The 17,872-nt window shown below is 60.5% G+C and carries 14 protein-coding genes; 7 read left to right on the top strand and 7 right to left on the bottom strand.

All coding sequences use genetic code 11. The annotated features are described in order from the left end of the window. Positions 1-32: 32 nt before the first annotated feature. From AB4P92_RS17480 to AB4P92_RS17500, 5 genes are all read left to right on the top strand, one after another. Entirely contained in the window at positions 33-1,109 is a 1,077-nt protein-coding gene (locus AB4P92_RS17480) for a putative 2-aminoethylphosphonate ABC transporter ATP-binding protein (RefSeq protein ID WP_042561588.1), read from the top strand. Further along, entirely contained in the window at positions 1,109-2,833 is a 1,725-nt protein-coding gene (locus tag AB4P92_RS17485; protein WP_395597927.1) for a putative 2-aminoethylphosphonate ABC transporter permease subunit, read from the top strand. The genes AB4P92_RS17480 and AB4P92_RS17485 overlap by 1 nt, the downstream gene beginning before the upstream one ends. A gap of 34 nt (positions 2,834-2,867) precedes the next feature. Next, positions 2,868-3,893, top strand: coding sequence for a putative 2-aminoethylphosphonate ABC transporter substrate-binding protein (locus AB4P92_RS17490; RefSeq protein ID WP_042561586.1), 1,026 nt, complete (start codon positions 2,868-2,870; stop codon positions 3,891-3,893). Positions 3,894-4,107: 214 nt separating this feature from the next. Next, on the top strand, positions 4,108-5,241 hold the full coding sequence (locus tag AB4P92_RS17495) for a TIGR03364 family FAD-dependent oxidoreductase (RefSeq protein ID WP_395597928.1): 1,134 nt from the start codon (positions 4,108-4,110) through the stop codon (positions 5,239-5,241). Then, the gene (locus AB4P92_RS17500; RefSeq protein WP_261735582.1) at positions 5,241-5,798 is read left to right on the top strand and encodes a phosphonate degradation HD-domain oxygenase; all 558 of its coding nucleotides are present in this window, start codon (positions 5,241-5,243) and stop codon (positions 5,796-5,798) included. Before AB4P92_RS17495 ends, AB4P92_RS17500 begins: the two co-directional genes overlap by 1 nt. A gap of 129 nt (positions 5,799-5,927) precedes the next feature. Here the strand turns inward: AB4P92_RS17500 and AB4P92_RS17505 are convergent, their stop codons facing one another. Then, positions 5,928-7,304, bottom strand: a complete 1,377-nt coding sequence (locus AB4P92_RS17505) for a GTPase/DUF3482 domain-containing protein (RefSeq protein ID WP_273877297.1) — start codon at positions 7,302-7,304, stop codon at positions 5,928-5,930. Continuing rightward, entirely contained in the window at positions 7,297-8,670 is a 1,374-nt protein-coding gene (locus AB4P92_RS17510) for a DUF2868 domain-containing protein (RefSeq protein ID WP_395597929.1), read from the bottom strand. Before AB4P92_RS17510 ends, AB4P92_RS17505 begins: the two co-directional genes overlap by 8 nt. A gap of 85 nt (positions 8,671-8,755) precedes the next feature. On the opposite strand from AB4P92_RS17510, the gene AB4P92_RS17515 reads away from it, so the two are divergent. Continuing rightward, positions 8,756-9,274 (top strand): dihydrofolate reductase, encoded by a 519-nt coding sequence (locus AB4P92_RS17515; RefSeq protein WP_395597930.1) that lies wholly within the window; start codon positions 8,756-8,758, stop codon positions 9,272-9,274. Positions 9,275-9,342: 68 nt separating this feature from the next. On the opposite strand, the gene AB4P92_RS17520 is transcribed toward AB4P92_RS17515, so the two are convergent. Beyond that, positions 9,343-10,734 carry an L-cystine transporter gene (locus AB4P92_RS17520; protein WP_395597931.1) on the bottom strand — a complete coding sequence of 464 codons (1,392 nt, stop codon included), beginning with the start codon at positions 10,732-10,734 and terminating at the stop codon, positions 9,343-9,345. Between the two features lie 242 nt (positions 10,735-10,976). Between AB4P92_RS17520 and AB4P92_RS17525 the strand changes: the two genes are divergently transcribed. Further along, positions 10,977-12,038 carry a phosphorylcholine phosphatase gene (locus AB4P92_RS17525; RefSeq protein ID WP_042561579.1) on the top strand — a complete coding sequence of 354 codons (1,062 nt, stop codon included), beginning with the start codon at positions 10,977-10,979 and terminating at the stop codon, positions 12,036-12,038. An 80-nt stretch (positions 12,039-12,118) separates the two neighbouring features. Here AB4P92_RS17525 and ilvD read toward each other — a convergent pair whose 3' ends face one another. The 4 genes from ilvD to AB4P92_RS17545 form a co-directional block, all read right to left on the bottom strand. Continuing rightward, the gene (ilvD, locus tag AB4P92_RS17530; RefSeq protein WP_047303988.1) at positions 12,119-13,960 is read right to left on the bottom strand and encodes a dihydroxy-acid dehydratase; all 1,842 of its coding nucleotides are present in this window, start codon (positions 13,958-13,960) and stop codon (positions 12,119-12,121) included. Positions 13,961-14,217: 257 nt separating this feature from the next. After that, complete coding sequence (locus tag AB4P92_RS17535) at positions 14,218-15,450, bottom strand: MFS transporter (protein WP_395597932.1); 1,233 nt, start codon at positions 15,448-15,450, stop codon at positions 14,218-14,220. Next, positions 15,443-16,420, bottom strand: a complete 978-nt coding sequence (locus AB4P92_RS17540) for a diiron oxygenase (protein WP_395597933.1) — start codon at positions 16,418-16,420, stop codon at positions 15,443-15,445. Before AB4P92_RS17540 ends, AB4P92_RS17535 begins: the two co-directional genes overlap by 8 nt. Beyond that, entirely contained in the window at positions 16,417-17,490 is a 1,074-nt protein-coding gene (locus AB4P92_RS17545; RefSeq protein ID WP_395597934.1) for a SagB family peptide dehydrogenase, read from the bottom strand. Before AB4P92_RS17545 ends, AB4P92_RS17540 begins: the two co-directional genes overlap by 4 nt. Between the last annotated feature and the right edge of the window lie 382 nt (positions 17,491-17,872).

The raw sequence follows: 17,872 nt of genomic DNA on the forward strand, positions 1-17,872 counted from the left end.
GATTGGCCTCATCTGCTTGATGAGGTCTGTCCATGAATCCTGCCATTGCAACTGCCCTGACCAACCCCGGTGCGCCGATGAAAGTGCGCAGCGTGCAGAAGCGCTTCGGCGCTTTCACCGCTCTGGATAACGTCTCCCTCGACGTCGCCGCCGGTGAACTGGTGTGTCTGCTCGGCCCCTCGGGCTGCGGCAAGACCACGTTGCTGCGCTGCATCGCCGGTCTGGAGAAGCAGGACAGCGGCGAACTCTATCTCGGTGACCGCGACGTCTCGCACCTCGCCCCGCAAGCTCGCGACTACGGGATTCTGTTCCAGTCCTACGCGCTGTTCCCCAATCTGACTGTCGAGGCGAACATTGCCTACGGCCTCGCCGGCAGTGGTCGCGAGGAAGTACGCCGTCGCGTCGCTCAGATGCTGGAACTGGTCGGCCTCATCGGCAGTGAGAAAAAGTACCCCGGCCAATTGTCCGGCGGTCAGCAACAGCGTGTTGCGCTCGCTCGCGCCTTGGCTCCGGCGCCGTCGTTGCTGCTGCTCGATGAACCGATGTCGGCCCTCGATGCCCGGGTGCGCGAGCATCTGTGCACCGAACTGCGCCAACTGCAACGCAACCTAGGCATCACCACCCTGATGGTCACCCACAATCAGGACGAAGCCATGCTGATGGCGGATCGCATCGCGGTGATGAACAACGGCCGTGTCGAGCAATACGCCACCCCGCAGGAAATCTATAACCGCCCGGCCACGCCGTTTGTGGCCGAGTTTGTCGGTCAGGGCAACTGGCTGCCGTTCCAGCGCAGCAGCGAAAGCCACGCCCAGGTCGGCGGGATGAACCTGCGCCTGAGTGACGGCAGCGTCCAGCGTGCGTCGGGCCGTTTGTTCTGCCGCCCGGAAGCGATCAACGTCAATCCGCTGGTGCATGAGGAGAACCTCTTTCCGGCGAAAGTCCGTGAGATCACCTTCCTCGGCAACCGCTGCCGGATGAGTTTCGAACTCGATCAACTGCCGGGCCACGCACTGCTCGCCGAGCTGGCGCCGGAAGCCATGCCGCGCCTCGGCGCCCAGCAGATCATGGTCGCTTTGCCGCCGCGTAGCTTGCAGGTGTTTGCCTGATGAACAGCAACCTCGCGCTGCCGCTACCGCACAAGCAGGTGCGACAGACCTCCCGAGCCGAGATCGGCGACCGTATCTTTGTCGTCGGCGGCAAACTGCTGTTGCTGGTATTGCTCGGCGTTGCGGTGTTGCTGCCGTTGCTGGCGATCTTCTGGCGTGGTTTCAGCAGCGAGGCCGGGCAGGGCGGTGGCTGGGTCGCGGCGAAGGAATTGGTGACCAGCGAGAATTTCCACTGGCTGCTCGGCAACAGCCTGAAAGTTTCCCTCAGTGTTGCGGCCATCGTCGTACCGCTGGCTTATCTGTTTGCCTACGCACTGCAACGCACATTGATACCGGCGAAGGGCATCTGGCGCGGGATTTCCCTGCTGCCGCTGATGGCGCCGTCGATGCTGCCGGGCATTGCGCTGGTCTATCTGTTCGGCAACCAGGGCATGTTGCGCGGACTGCTCTCGGACAACATTTACGGGTTCTGGGGGATTGTGCTGGGTGAGGTGATCTACACCTTTCCCCATGCGCTGATGATTTTGCTCTCGGCTTTGTCGCTCGCCGATGCGCGTCTGTTCGATGCTGCGTCGAGCATGGGTGCCAGTCCCGCCAAGGCCTTTCGCAGCATCACCTGGCCGGCGACGCGTCAGGCTGTGTTCGCCGCGTTCTGTCTGGTGTTCACCCTGACCATCACCGACTTCGGTGTGCCGGTGGTGGTGGGTGGCGACTATCAGGTGCTGGCGCTGGAAGCTTACAAAGCGGTGGTCGGCCAGCAACAATTCGGTCGCGGCGCGTTGATCGGCATGGTGCTGTTGGTGCCGGCGCTGTTCAGCTTCGGGGTCGATGCCTGGCTGCGTCGACGTCACGGCGACTCCATGAGCGGTCGCGCTCAGGTGTTCAAACCGGCACCGTCGAAACTGCGCGACAGCTGCTATCTGGCGATTGTCGTGTTGATCAGCGCCGCGTGGCTGCTGGTGTTCGGCATGGCGGTGTTCTCCTCCTTGGTGAAGTTCTGGCCGTACAACCTGTCGCTGTCGCTCAATCACTACCAGTTCAACGAGACGGCCGGCGGTGGCTGGCTGGCCTACAGCAACAGCTTGAAGATGGCGTTGGGCACGGCGCTGATCGGCAGCGTGCTGATCTTCACCGGCGCTTATCTGATGGAGAAGACCCGCACTCAGCGCGGCCTCAACCTGGCGTTGCGCATGCTGAGTTTCATTCCGATGGCGGTGCCGGGGCTGGTGCTGGGTCTGGGTTACGTCTTTTTCTTCAACCTCACCGGCAATCCGCTGCACGTGTTGTACGGGACGATGACGCTGCTGATCGTCTGCACCATTGCGCACTATCTGACCACTGCACAAATGACCGCGACCACCGCGCTGCGCCAACTCGACGCCGAGTTCGAAGCCGCCGCGCTGTCGCTCAAGGCGCCGCTGTATCGGCATTACCTGCGCGTGACCGTGCCGATCTGCCTGCCGGCGCTGCTGGACATCGTGCGCTACCTGTTCGTCTCGGCGATGACCACTGTGTCCGCCGCGATCTTCCTCTACAGCCCCGACACCATCCTCGCGGCGGTGGCGGTGCTGAACATGGATGACGCCGGCAACGTGGGCGGCGCGGCGGCGATGTCGACCCTGATTCTGTTCACCTCGGCGGGCGTGTCCTTGCTGCTGGCGTGGGCTTCGCGCGGCTTGTTGCGCCGCTCCCAGGCCTGGCGGCAAACCGCGCCCGGTCACTGATTCACACGTTCAACTCACCTACAGGAAATCGATCATGTTCAAGCCTATGGCCCTGGCCGCTGCTGTGCTCGCTACTTTTAGCCTGAATGCCTTCGCGGCAAAAACCGAGTTGACGGTGTACACCGCCCTCGAAGCCGAACAGTTGAAGACCTACAAAGAAGCCTTCGAAAAAGCCAACCCGGACGTGGAGATCAAGTGGGTGCGCGATTCCACCGGGATCATCACCGCCAAACTGCTGGCCGAAAAGGCCCGTCCGCAGGCTGACGCTGTGTGGGGGCTGGCGGCGTCGAGCCTGGCGATCCTCGATCAGCAAGGCATGCTGCAAAGCTACGCGCCAAAGGATCTGGGCAAGATCGGCGCGAACTATCGCGATGCCGCCAACCCGCCAGCCTGGGTCGGCATGGACGTTTGGGCCGCGACCATCTGCTTCAACACGATCGAAGCCGAAAAGCAGGGTCTGACCAAGCCAGTGAGCTGGCAGGATCTGACCAAACCTGAGTACAAAGGCAAGATCGTCATGCCTAACCCTGCCTCGTCCGGCACGGGTTTCCTCGACGTCAGCGCCTGGCTGCAAACCTTCGGCGAGAAACAGGGCTGGGCCTACATGGACGGTCTGCACCAGAACATCGGCCAGTACGTTCACTCCGGTTCCAAGCCATGCAAACTGGCAGCGGCCGGCGAATTCCCGATCGGCATTTCCTTTGAATACCCGGCGGTTCAGTTGAAACGTCAGGGCGCGCCACTGGACATCATCCTGCCGAAGGAAGGTCTGGGCTGGGAGATCGAAGCGACCGCCGTGATCAAAGGCACCCCGCATGAAGACGCGGCCAGGAAACTCGCCGACTTCTCCGCCAGCGCCGAAGCGATGGACTTGTACAAAGAGAACTTCGCCGTCCTCGCGCAGCCGGGCATCGCCAAGCCGCAGACCGAATTGCCGGCCGACTACGAGCAGCGTCTGATCAAGAACGACTTCGCCTGGGCCTCGAAAAATCGCGACGAAATCCTGACCGAATGGCGCAAGCGCTACGACGGCAAGTCCGAGAAAGTCGCCGCCAAGTAAATCTTCGTAAACTGACAGGGCCCCATCGCTGGCAAGCCAGCTCCCACAGGTTTCAAGGTGTTCTCGCAATCGGTGTTCACCACAAATCCCTGTGGGAGCTGGCAGGCTCATTCCCACATTGGATCTCCAGTGAACACACTTCTGTGAACACCCCAATTCCCTGTGGGAGCTGGCTTGCCAGCGATAGCGGTATTGCATTCAGGACATCATCCCCATGACACAACACAAAGACCTGCTGGTCGTCGGCGCCGGCATCCTTGGTCTCTCACACGCTTACGCCGCCGCCAAACGCGGTCTCAAGGTCGCCGTATTCGAACGCAGCGCCACGCCACTCGGCGCTTCGGTGCGTAACTTCGGCCAGGCACTGGTCACCGGTCAACCCCCCGGCCAAATGCTCGAACTGGCCAAGGCAAGCCGTGACATCTGGGGGGACTGGGCGCAACTCGCCGGGCTGCAAATCAAGCGCAACGGCTCGTACCTGTTCGCCCGCAGCGAAGCCGAAGAGCATCTGCTCGAAGCCTTCTGCGCAAGCCGCGCAGTGGAGCACGGTTACAACGTCGACTTGCTGCGCGGCGCTGCATTGCGCGATCTGTACAACGGCCAGTTCAGCCACCACCGCGCCGCGTTACACGGGATGGACGACCAACAGCTTTACTCGCGCGAAGCCATTCCGGCGCTGATCGACTATCTGCGCCGCGACCTCGGTGTCGAATTTCACTTCTCCACGCTGGTGCGCGATGTCGAGTCCGGACGCCTGCAAAGCACGGCCGGCACGTTCACTGCCAAGCAGATCATCGTCTGCTCCGGCCACGATTATCAGACGTTACTGGCCGAACCGATTGCCGCGCTCGACCCGCAAATCTGTCGCCTGCAAATGCTTCGCGCCCGGCCGCAGATCGATCTTGATCTGCAACACGCATTGCTCACGGGTTTGAGTTGCGTGCACTACGGCGCCTTCGCCGATCTGCCGGAAGCGGCGGCGGTACAAGCGCAGATTCTGCGTGAGCAACCGCACCTGCACGAAAACGGCATCCACCTGCTGATCAGCCCGACGCCGTATGGCGAGTTGATCATCGGCGACTCGCACCATTACGGCAGCGATGCTTCACCGTTCAACGCCGAACAAGTCGACACCTGGATGCTTGAACTGGCCGAACAGACCCTGGGCTGCAAGGTGCAAGTGGTCGAACGCTGGCAGGGCGTCTATGGTTCTCGGGGGCCGGGACCGTTTTCGTTCCTGCGCCCGGCACCGGGCTTGAGTGTGGCGTTGATGCACACCGGCGTCGGCATGAGCGTCGGCCCGGCGATGGCCGAGCGCAACGTGGCGCAGTTGCTGGAGGAAGTTTGATGGCAGGTCATGAGCAAATCGTGGCGAGGGTGTTCGGGTTGTATGAGCGCTTCGGCACCCGTGATTACATCGGCGAACCGGTGTCGCAGATCGAGCACATGTCCCAGGCGGCTGAACTGGCTATCGCCGAGGGCTTCGACGACGAAGTGGTGCTGGCGGCGTTCTTTCATGACATCGGCCATTTGTGTGCCGAGGGCGCGGAGAACATGGGCGGCTATGGCGTAGTCAGCCATGAACGGCTCGGGGCGGATTATTTACGTGAGGCCGGATTCAGCGAACGCATGGCGCGGCTGGTGGAATATCACGTGCAGGCCAAGCGTTACCTGACGTTGCGCGAGCCTGGGTATTTCGAGCGGTTGAGTGAGGCGAGTCGCAGGACGCTGGAATATCAGGGCGGGGTGATGACGGAGGTCGAGGCGGATGAGTTTGCGCGCGATCCTTTGTGCGCGGTCAGTCTGCGCATGCGGCAGTGGGATGAGTTGGCGAAGGAGAGGGCGGTGCCGGTGATGGACCTTGGGGTACTGAAGGAGAAAGCGGCGCGTTTACTGGCTGCTTAAAGCTTTGAACAGAGGGGCTGCCATCGCTGGCAAGCCAGCTCCCACAGGTATTTGTGGTGTTCACAGAACCTGTACTCACTGAAGAACCCTGTGAGAGCTGGCTTGCCAGCGATGGTGCCAGATCAAGCACTACAAATCTGTGGCCAGAGACTCAATCTGCTCCTGCCTTTCCCCCTGATTCAACTTCGCGTGCGGATTGAGCGATGACCACTGCGGATGCGCCCGCGCCTTGCTCAGCGCCTCGGGCAACTTGCCCTCACGCCAGGTCTTGTCCTGCGGTGTGGCCACCTGAACCGCGTCCATCGCTGCATGCCCGCGCTGATCAAGTGCCAGCAGCAATTGCCGCTGTCGCAACGCCAACAACCGCAACACCCCATCGTCCACGGTCAACTCCCGTTGCCCTTTGATCTTGCCGAGCAAACGACTGCCATAACTGCGCGCCGTTTGCAGCGCGCCACCCGCAATCGCACCGGCCAGCGCTGCTGCACCGAGGGTAATCCCGCCGACCAGCAAATCCACGCCTGCCCCCGCCGCCGCGCCCGCTGCGATCCCGCCGCCAACCCGTACACCGAGTTGCTTCAGCGTCTCGGGATTGAACAGGTCATCGCCCCAACGCCCGTCCAGCAATGGCAAATCACTGGCCGCCGCATCCTGCGGGCGAAACGCATACAGTTTGAGCAACGCCTCGACGCACTTCTGTTCGCGTTGACGCACAGCCTTGCGCAATTCGCTGATGGCTTGCTGTTCCTGCTCGGCTTCACTGACTACGCTGCGTCGGCACGCGGCGCAGTCGATCAGCAATTCGGCGATCAGTCGCGCTGCACTTTGCTGACGGGCGAGGCGCTGTGCCTGTTGATCAGCAATCAACCGCTCCAGTTGTGGCCGCGCATTTTCCAGCAGCAGCGCGAGGCTTTCATACAGTCGCCGCTCGCCATCCTCCGGCGGCGCGACGCTGTCGAAACGCACCAGCGCATGCAGACCCAGTCGCGCAAGCGCCTCGCGCCAATCCGGCTCGCGATGGTTGGCACTGCTGACGAAATTGAGTACCGGCAGCAGCGGTTTGCCGCAACTGGCCAGCACTTCCAGCTCATCGCGATATTTGGCCAACACCGGTTCACGAGCGTCGATCACATACAAACCGGCATCCGAGGCGAGCAGTTGTCGCAGCACCTTGGCCTCTTGCTCGAAGCGCTGGCGTGCCTCGCTGCCGTCGAGAAACCGCGCCAGCCGCGCCGGGCCATCAAGGCGTTCGCCAGGGCGTTCCAGACGTTCGAGAAAATCCAGCAGGGCGATGGCGTCTTCCAGCCCCGGCGTGTCATAGAGATCGAGCAACGGCTCGCCGTCCACCGACAGCCGCGCGCCCTCGACATGCCGTGTGGTGCTTGGCCGATGGGAGACTTCGCCGAAGCCGACATCGCGGGTCAGCGTGCGCAGCAGCGACGTCTTGCCGACGTTGGTGTGGCCGACCACTGCCAGTTTCAGCGGGGCTTTGCGGGCGTCAGTCATGTCCAGTCTCCAGCCAGTTCAGCGGCGCGCTGTCGGCAAACTCCAGCTCAAGCTGTTGCAGCGCGATGTGCCAGTCGCCGAGACGTTCGGCATCCAGCGGTGCACCGGGCGGCGGTTGTAGTAGCCACACGCGCGTTTCGCCAGCGCTGCGCGCCAGTTCGGCGATCAGCGCAAGGCTGCCGCGATCCGGCGAGCGCTGTGGGTCGCAGGCGATGGCCAGCCGCGCCGGTGGAAAACGGCTGAGTTGTTCGAGGAGCTTATGCCGCGACTCGCGGCTGTCGAGAATGCCGGCGTTGCTGATATTTTTCGGCAGCGCGGGCGGCCATGGGCGTTGTTCGTCGAGTTCGATCGCGACCAGCAACGCACCTTCGCTGGCGTGTTCGCTGACACCGCTTTCGACGCGATGCATCCGTGCGGGCTCCGGATCGTTGACACCGAGGCGCTCACTGCTCGGCATCAGGCGTTCGCGCAGTTGGGCATAGCCGGGCAGGTTCAGGTCCAGGCGCAGTGCCGCTTTGCCGCTGTTCCAGCGCCAGAAGCACAGCAGCGCCAAAATCAGGCGCGGGAGCACGCCATAGACCACCAGCACGCCGACCAGCCATGTCGCCCAGGCCTGACGGGCACTTTCGATATCGAGAGCACCGTCGCCGCTGGCGCGGATCATGTCCACGGTCGGCACGTTGAACCCCAGCAACGATGGCAGATGACCGAGGGCCTGGGTGATGTGAATGAAGGTATCGGCGCTGAGAATGGTTGTTTCCCAGACGAAGCCGTAACGCCGCGTCGCCATCAGCGTCAGCAGCAGAACCAACGCGCTGAGCATTACCAGCAACCAGAGGCCGTTGACTAGCGCACCGAGCGCCCAGCGATTGAGTTTCTTGCGCTGCAGCATCAACAGCAGGGCAGGTGCCAGTTGCGCGGCTTTAGCGTCGCGGGCGAGTTTTTCGCTCAGCCACAACCACAGTCGCCCGAGGGTGGCGCCGTGTTCGCCGGCAAAAATCAGCCCCAGTGCCCAGCTCAGCAGCAGAATCAGATTCAGCCCGAGCAGGCTGCCCAAGGCCCAGAACACATTGACCGGCGTCTGGCCCAGCGCGGCGAACGCCAGACCGGCGCCACTCAACATCGCGAGTATCATCAGCAACACCAGCGCCAGACGTGCGCCTTGCAGCCAGTGTTTGAGTGCGGTCGTCAGCCCGTCACGCTCAGCCAGCCACAAGGCGCGGCGTTGAATGCGGCTCGGCAGATCGCCGCCGGCCGCGCGGGCCAGGCGATTAGCTTCCAGATCATCCAGAGGGCCTGCATGTTCTTCGCGCAGGCGCACGGTTTCGGTCAGCCAGAGGTTTTGCAGTGGAGTCAGTTCAGTCACGCGCCATTCCGTCGCTCAATTGAGTCGAGAGCATAACCGCTGTGGCGCTTATCCGGGTAAGCGAGGCTCTGGTATCCTCGCCGACATGACTAAATCACTCCCCCTCAGCCTGATCGCAGCCCTCGGTGAAAACCGTGTGATCGGCGTCGACAACAGCATGCCCTGGCACCTGCCGGGCGACTTCAAATACTTCAAGGCCACGACCCTTGGCAAGCCGATCATCATGGGTCGCAAGACCTGGGATTCGCTGGGCCGCCCGCTGCCGGGGCGCTTGAACATCGTGGTCAGCCGTCAGGCCGGTCTGGTGCTAGAAGGTGCGGAGGTTTATCCGTCGCTGGAGGCTGCTGTGGTTCGCGCTGAAGAGTGGGCGAAGGAGCAGGGCGTCGATGAGTTGATGCTGATTGGCGGCGCGCAGTTGTATGCGCAAGGGCTGGCGCAGGCGGATCGTCTGTACCTGACCCGTGTGGCGCTGAGCCCGGAAGGCGATGCGTGGTTTCCGGAGTTTGATTTGAGCCAGTGGACACTGGTGTCGAATGTGCCGAACCCGGCAGAGGGCGATAAGCCGGCGTACAACTTCGAGGTCTGGGAGAAAGAGCAGCTTTGAGCTACAAGCTGCAAGTAAAAGCTGATTGGCTCTTGGCTTGCAGCTTGCAGCTTGCAGCTTGCAGCTAGCTAGCTAGCTGCAAGCTGCGCATGCTCATCGGCATCCAGCAGTTCTTTATCCGTCTGCTGCATCACCTGGCTGGTAATCGCACCGGCGGTGATCGCACCACTCACGTTCAACGCCGTACGCCCCATATCAATCAGCGGCTCAACCGAAATCAGCAGCGCCACCAAAGACACCGGCAAGCCCATCGCCGGCAGCACGATCAACGCTGCGAACGTCGCACCGCCACCCACGCCCGCCACACCGGCCGAACTCAGGGTCACAATCGCTACCAGCGTGGCGATCCACAGCGGATCCAGCGGGTTGATGCCCACGGTCGGTGCAACCATCACCGCCAACATCGCCGGGTACAGACCTGCGCAGCCGTTTTGACCGATAGTCGCACCGAACGAAGCGGCGAAACTGGCGATTGACTGCGGAATACCCAAACGACGGGTCTGCGCCTCGATGCTCAGCGGAATGCTCGCTGCACTGGAACGGCTGGTGAACGCGAACGTCAGCACCGGCCAGATCTTGCGGAAGAAACGCAGCGGGTTGATCCCGGCCGCCGACACCAGCAAGCCATGGACGACAAACATCAGGCCCAGACCGAGGTACGACACCACCACAAAACTGCCGAGCTTGATGATGTCTTGCAGGTTGGAACCGGCGACGACTTTGGTCATCAGCGCGAGCACGCCGTACGGGGTCAGCTTCATCACCAGACGCACCAGACGCATCACCCAGGCTTGCAGGGTGTCGATGGCGTTGATCACTTTTTGACCTTTTTCGACGTCATCCTTGAGCAGTTGCAGTGCGGCAACCCCCAGGAACGCCGCGAAAATCACCACACTGATGATCGAGGTCGGCTTGGCCCGGGCCAGGTCGGCGAACGGATTTTGCGGGATGAACGACAGCAACAGTTGCGGCACATTCAGGTCGGCAACCTTGCCGGCGTAGTCAGTCTGAATGGTTTGCAGGCGAGCCATTTCCTGCGTGCCGGCGACCAGACCTTCGGCGGTGAGGCCGAACAGGTTGGTCAGGCCAATACCGATCAGCGCCGCAATCGCGGTGGTGAACAGCAGCGTGCCGATGGTCAGGAAGCTGATCTTGCCCAACGACGACGCGTTGTGCAGCCGGGCCACGGCGCTGAGGATCGAGGCGAACACCAGCGGGATGACGATCATTTGCAGCAACTGCACGTAGCCGTTACCGACCAGATCGAACCAGCCGATCGAAGCTTTCAGCACCGGGTTGCCGGCACCGTAAATACTGTGCAGCGCCACGCCGAATGCCACGCCGAGAGCCAGCGCGAGCAGGACTTTTTTCGCCAGGCTCCACGAAGTGTGGCGGGTCTGCGCCAGACCGAAGAGCAGGGCGAGGAACACCAGCAGGTTGAGAATCAACGGTAGATTCATGAGAACTCCAGGAAAGTCTTTGCCAACAGCCTTCCGGGGCTGCTGCGAACCGGCAAGCCTAACAGCTTGAAAACTAATGATTTAATACCGAAAACGTATGGTGTCCGTCGTTTTTGGAATAAGCGTGTGTCGCTCACAGCAATGCATTTGGCGCAAACAGGGGCGGGGGCGGTCGCTGACAGACGAGGACTGTCACACGTATTTGTTAGCGTCGATGCTTTTAGATCAGGGAGAAAGCGTCGATGAAGTTCGCACCGAAATTTCTGGCTGTCGCACTGACTTTAGGGATGGGCCTGGCCACTCAGGCCTTCGCTACCGACTTGAAACACTGGCCAGCCGATCAGGCCAAGGCGCTGGACGCGATGATTGCGGCCAACGCCAACAAGGGTAACTACGCGGTGTTCGACATGGACAACACCAGTTACCGCTACGACCTCGAAGAGTCCTTGCTGCCGTTCATGGAAAACAAGGGCCTGATCACCCGCGACAAACTCGACCCCTCCCTGAAACTGATGCCGTTCAAGGACACCGCCGACCACAAGGAAAGTCTGTTCAGTTACTACTATCGTCTCTGCGAAGTCGACGACATGGTCTGCTACCCGTGGGTGGCGCAGGTGTTCTCCGGCTTCACCCTCAAGGAGCTCAAAGGCTATGTCGATGAGCTGATGGCCTCGGGCAAACCGGTGCCGGCCACGTATTACGAAGGCGATGTGGTCAAAAAGCTCGACGTCAATCCGCCGAAGATCTTTACCGGCCAGCAAGAGCTGTACAACAAGCTGATGGAGAACGGCATCGAGGTCTACGTGATGACCGCCGCCTCTGAAGAACTGGTGCGCATGGTCGCGGCGGATCCCAAGTACGGCTACAACGTCAAACCGCAAAATGTCATCGGCGTGAGCCTGCTGCTGAAGAACCGCGAGACCAACGAGCTGACCACTGCACGCAAGCAAATCACGGCGGGCAAATACGACGAGAAGGCCAACCTCGGTCTGGAACTGACCCCGTACCTGTGGACGCCAGCGACCTGGATGGCTGGCAAGCATGCAGCGATCCTGACCTACATCGACGAGTGGAAAAAACCGGTACTGGTCGGCGGCGATACGCCCACCAGCGACGGCTACATGCTGTTCCACGATGTCGACGTGGCCAAGGGCGGTATTCACTTGTGGATCAACCGCAAGGACAAGTACATGACGCAAATCAACGGCATGATGGCCAAGCATGCGGCGGCGCAGGCCAAGGAAGGGTTGCCGGTGACGGCGGACAAGAACTGGGTGATCGTCAAGCCTGAAGAGATTCAATAAAAGCAGCTGTTAGCGGCAAGCGGCAAGCAAGAGCCACATTGCTCTTGCTTGCCGCTTGCAGCTCGCAGCTTTGAGCTTTTTTAGATCCCGTCGAGCATCGCCTTGTTACGCACAGCACCCTTGTCGGCACTGGTCGCCAGCAGGGCGTAAGCCTTCAGGGCGGTGGTGACTTTGCGTGGACGGATTTCCACCGGTTTCCAGCCTTTCTTGTCCTGCTCGACCCGGCGTGCGGCCAGTTCTTCGTCGCTGACCAACAGGTTGATCGAGCGATTTGGAATGTCGATCAGCACCTTGTCGCCATCCTGCACCAGACCGATCGCACCGCCGGCTGCTGCTTCTGGCGAAGCGTGGCCGATGGACAGCCCCGAGGTACCGCCGGAGAAACGGCCGTCGGTGAGCAGGGCGCAAGCTTTGCCCAGGCCTTTGGATTTCAGGTACGAGGTCGGGTAGAGCATTTCCTGCATGCCCGGGCCACCTTTCGGGCCTTCGTAGCGAATGATGACGATGTCGCCTTCTTTCACTTCGTCGGCGAGGATGCCGCGTACGGCGCTGTCCTGGCTTTCGAAGATCTTCGCGTTGCCTTCGAACACGTGGATCGACTCGTCGACGCCAGCGGTTTTCACCACGCAGCCATCGAGCGCGATGTTGCCGTAGAGCACGGCCAGGCCACCTTCTTTCGAATAGGCGTGCTCGAAGCTCCGGATGCAGCCGTTTTCACGGTCGTCATCGAGGCTTTCCCAACGTGTCGACTGGCTGAACGCAGTCTGGGTCGGGATGCCCGCCGGACCCGCCTTGAAGAAGTGATGCACGGCTTCATCGTCAGTCTGGGTGATGTCCCACTTGGCGATGGCTTCTTCCATGCTGCGGCTGTGCACGGTCGGCAGGTCGGTGTGCAGCAGGCCGCCACGGGCCAGCGAACCGAGGATGCTGAAGATGCCGCCGGCACGGTGCACATCTTCCATGTGGTACTTCTGGATGTTCGGCGCGACCTTGCACAGCTGCGGCACGACGCGGGAAAGACGGTCGATGTCGCGCAGGTCGAAATCTATCTCGGCTTCCTGGGCAGCAGCCAGCAAATGCAGGATGGTGTTGGTCGAACCGCCCATGGCGATGTCGAGCATCATCGCGTTCTCGAACGCCTTGAAATTGGCGATGTTACGCGGCAATACCGACTCGTCGTCCTCTGTGTAGTAGCGCTTGCACAGCTCGACGATGGTGCGGCCGGCCTGCAGGAACAGTTGTTCGCGGTCGCTGTGGGTAGCGAGGGTCGAACCGTTGCCCGGCAGTGCAAGACCGAGGGCTTCGGTCAGGCAGTTCATCGAGTTGGCGGTGAACATGCCGGAGCACGAGCCGCAGGTAGGGCAGGCGCTGCGCTCGTATTCAGCGACTTTCTCGTCAGAAGCGCTGGCGTCGGCGGCGATGACCATGGCATCGACGAGGTCGAGGCCGTGGGACGCAAGTTTGGTCTTGCCGGCTTCCATCGGCCCGCCGGAAACGAAGATCACCGGAATGTTCAGGCGCAACGCAGCCATCAACATGCCCGGGGTGATCTTGTCGCAGTTGGAGATGCATACAATGGCGTCGGCGCAGTGGGCGTTGACCATGTACTCGACGGAGTCGGCGATGATTTCGCGGCTCGGCAGCGAATAGAGCATGCCGTCGTGGCCCATGGCGATGCCGTCGTCCACGGCGATGGTGTTGAATTCCTTGGCCACGCCACCGGCGCGTTCGATTTCACGGGCGACCAGCTGGCCCAGATCCTTCAGGTGCACATGGCCCGGTACAAACTGGGTGAACGAGTTGGCAATGGCGATGATCGGCTTTTTGAAGTCGTCATCTTTCATCCCGGTGGCGCGCCACAGTGCGCGGGCGCCGGCCATGTTGCGGCCGTGGGTGGATGTTTTCGAACGGTAATCAGGCATGGAGCACTCCGGGCGGCTAATCAGGTATCAAAAGGGGAGAGAGCTTCTATTGACGTCTGGAACACTCAGAAATGGCCGTGTGTCCGGAAGTTGCCGATGACTTTGCGGGATCGCCGCTTGCCTCAGCCTGAGCTCATAAACCCGCCGGGGGATGAATGGCGATGAATGAAGCGATTCTACACCGCTGGCGTCTGGAGGGAATGGCGCAAAGTGTTGTTGCCGTGCCGACGGTGCCTGTTGCGTGACGACCGGCAGGATTAATCGCTCCCCGGCTGCACGATCGCGTCGGTCTGAGTGTTTCTTGCTCGACGGCTGATACCACCGTTCAATGCCAGCGCCACGCAACTGAGCAGCACGAAACTGTAGCCCAGCGTGGATTGCAGATTGGCAGGACTGAGGCTTATCAGCGCGCTGATCAATCCTGCGCAAATGAAGATGATGGTGCTGCCGGCCGAGGCCGAGGTGCCGGCGTTATCGGGAAAAAGACTCATGGCCCGAGAAGTGGCGGCTGGCCGGGAGATGGTCGTGCCAGCGGTACACATCAGCATCGGGATCAGCACCGCAATCGGGGTCAGCGCATGATGGGCCGCCAGATACAGCGTCAGCAGGCCCGACAGCAGGATCAGACTCAGCCCGATAATGATTTGTCGGCCGGGCGTGATGCGTCGATTCAACACCGAAGCGATGATGCCCCCGGCAATGTAGGCGGCACCGTAAATAAGCAGGATCAGCGCAAAGTCGTACGGCGCCAGTTGCAACTGATCCATGAAAATCAGCGGCGAGATCACGATGAACGAGAAGTGGCAGGCAAAGGCGAACGCTGATATCAGCCAATAGCCGACGAACTCGAAACTTCCCAGCACCCGTCGGTAGGACTGAATGAAACCCAAGCGTTCGCCGTTGCTGGCCGGACGACTGTTGTCCAGAAGCAGCCAGGCTTTGATGAATACCACGGCCGCCAGCGCAATGAAGACCCAGAAACTGCCGCGCCAGCCGAGAGTGGCTTGCAGAAAGGTGCCGGCCAGCGGCGACACCGAAATAAAGACCCCGCTCGCCGTGACCATCAGGATGCGCAGACGATCACGTTCTTTACCCTCGAACAAATCCTGCACCAGCGCCTGTGACAGCACAAAACACCCGCAGCCCACGGCCTGCACTACTCGAAACATCAGAAACAGCGAGTAGTCGCTGGTCATCACGCAACCAAGCGCGCCGAGTATCGATACGATCATGCCTGCGAGCAGCAAGCCCTTGCGCCCGATCACGTCGGACAGTGGCCCGATCGAAACCTGAGCAAACGCGATTCCCACGGCGAACAGACTGATCGACAGCGCAATGTCTGTCGGCGTGTTGCGAAAGTGTGCAGCCAGTGCCGGAAATGAAGGCAGCAGAACATCCAGAGGGAACACGCCGAGCAGCACCATCGCCAGCAACAGGCTGACTGCGCCACGGCGTTGGCTGGCGGTTACCACTGATTGCCCCTTATCCATCGATCAATCCTGCCTTGGCGAAGCGTTGCTGGTTGGTGGGCCACGCAAAAAAACCGGCGCTTTTCAGTGCGTCCAGTGTCGCGGTGGCACCTGAGCGTGCGCGCCGTCGAGTGGCTTGCGGCGCCGTTACGCTGGCGATGATGTCGGTCACGGCGCTGTCGGTGATGCCTGCTCCACGCAGGCTCTGTTGCAACCAGCGCTCGTCGGCTTCGAAGAACATCCCGATGATCTCCAATAGCGATCTGGAGGCGAAGGTTCGCTGGCGATTGTTCAAGGCCAGCCACAGGTAATGGAACACTTCGGCGAAGTAGCGGCTGTGGCGGGCTTCGTCGGCCAGATGATCGCGCAGCATGTCGTTCACGCTGGACACCAGACTGTTGCGACAGACCTCCAGCAGCTCCCGGGCAATGATGGTTTCCGAGACGAAGCCGAGAAGAAACCATGCCAAGGGGCGGTTTTTCTCCGAAGTGCGGGCGATCAGGGCGTTCATGCGCACAATCCGCTTTGGCATCGCCGGACGCCCGATGATCCCGTAGAGCCCGGCGATCTGATCGGCGAGACGATTCGAAAACAGTGCGTGATAGCCCTCGTCGGTATAGAGCTGCAGCGCTGCATGCTTCATGGCTTGAGACACATGAATCGGCAGTTCCCGGTGGATGATGACTTCTACCGCGCGATTGACGATGCGGTGTTCCAGCAGGGTGGTGTAGTCGAGAAAGTGCACCAGATGATTGGCCGTCAGCCGATGCAGCACGTCACGCCCTGCTGCTTGAATGGCGGGATGCGACAGGTAGGGCAGGAAGTCCGGTGGAAACCAGTAACGGCTTTCCAGTTGTTGCTGCACATCGTCTGGCAACTGATAGTCATGAGTGCTGGTGCGGACGGAGGCTCGGTTGTCCCAGTCCCCCAAGGTGAATTTGAGCGCCCAGGAGATTGGCGCTTCGCTCGGATCGGCACTGAGGAGAGTCATGCCTGGGCCTCGCGCAACAGTTCGCGCAGTTCCTGGCACATCGCCTGTCCGTCGCTTTCCCCGCAGCCGACAAAGAACAATGGCTGTTCGGCGCTTCCCCCGAGTTCGAGGTGTGTTTCGACGTGCTCGTCGGCAAACGCGCCGGTCAACCAGGTGTTCAAGCCAAGTGCTGTGGCAACCAGTTGAAAGGTTTGTGAGAGGTGACCGGCCTCCACGAACGCCATGCGATAGGCGCGGGAGTGCCCATACTTCCACCAAAGTCGATCGAATCGCGCCGTGATGAACAATCCCAGCGGCAGGTTGTTGATGAAATGCTGACCGCCGAGCAAATGGCCCAGTGCGGATGACGGCAACGGATTGACTCGACTGATGGAGTGTTCGTCGGGGTGATAGGCATAAATGCCGGGGGCAACGTCGTCGACGTTCTGCACCAGCAGAAAACCTTCGCATGCGTTCAGGCCACCGCCGGAGGGACTGCTGCGGCGTGCGCCCAGGCCTTCGGCGATGCTGTCATCCCGAACAGTGTCGCGCTCGCGCAGGTAACCGAGAGTCAGGTAAAGCAAAGTGCTGACGTTATTGAGCGTCATCGCTGCACCCGTAAAGGAGCGACAGGTTTTTCGCTGGAGCAGTGCGTTAACCAGGCTGTCGTCGCTCAATTCGCCAGGGTCGGGCAAGGCGATGCGCTGTGCCGCTTCGTGTTGCGGACGGCTTTTTGCGGGCGGCGGGGTGGCCAGCACTTCGTTGCAGTGCGCCAGGTATTGCCTGGACCACTCTTGAATATTCTGTGGGGTATGTTCGCAGGGAATGTTTTGCGTGCCGATATGATAAATCTTCGACAGCTCATCCCAACCCCAGTGCGGGTTGTCTGGTTTTGAAACGGTTAGAATGCCCGTGTTTAATAGTTGTGTGTCTATGATGTTGTGTGTGTCGAATAAGTCGGGATTATTTATTAGTTGGGTGAGGCGTGACGCATAGTTCAGGTCGAGTTCATATTGGGTGTGATCTTTGTAGTTCCAGACTATTTGTCCGGGCGAGCGCGGCAATATAAATAAATAAGGGTTGATGTACATGTGGTTCATTCACTCTGGAAAAATTCGAAAGGACGCCGAGGGGCCGGCACTCCGCAGCGTCCAGACTTATTTAACGGACTTTAGGCGCAACCAGAAAAGCCAGGTTTGCGATTTTGTTGGTTTCCAGAGAAATGTTTTTCATGATGTGAACTCCTTGTTCATTGATAAGCGAAGTCACCTCGTGGTGACAACTTCATAATAGTTTGTAATGGATTATTGGCAAGTGGATATTAAGTAGGAATATTCCAGTAATTTTGTCGGAGCGATCTTTAGAAAGAGGTGGACTTTGTAGGGCGAGTTTCAATAATTAAAAGGCGTAAGGAAACGTCCTGCACGTCAGTCGGACGCAAGTGTAGGAAGTCGCAATAACGAAGGTAAAAGT

Source organism: Pseudomonas sp. A0308, from assembly GCF_044218815.1.
In the GTDB taxonomy this organism is placed as follows: Bacteria; Pseudomonadota; Gammaproteobacteria; order Pseudomonadales; family Pseudomonadaceae; genus Aquipseudomonas; species Aquipseudomonas iridis.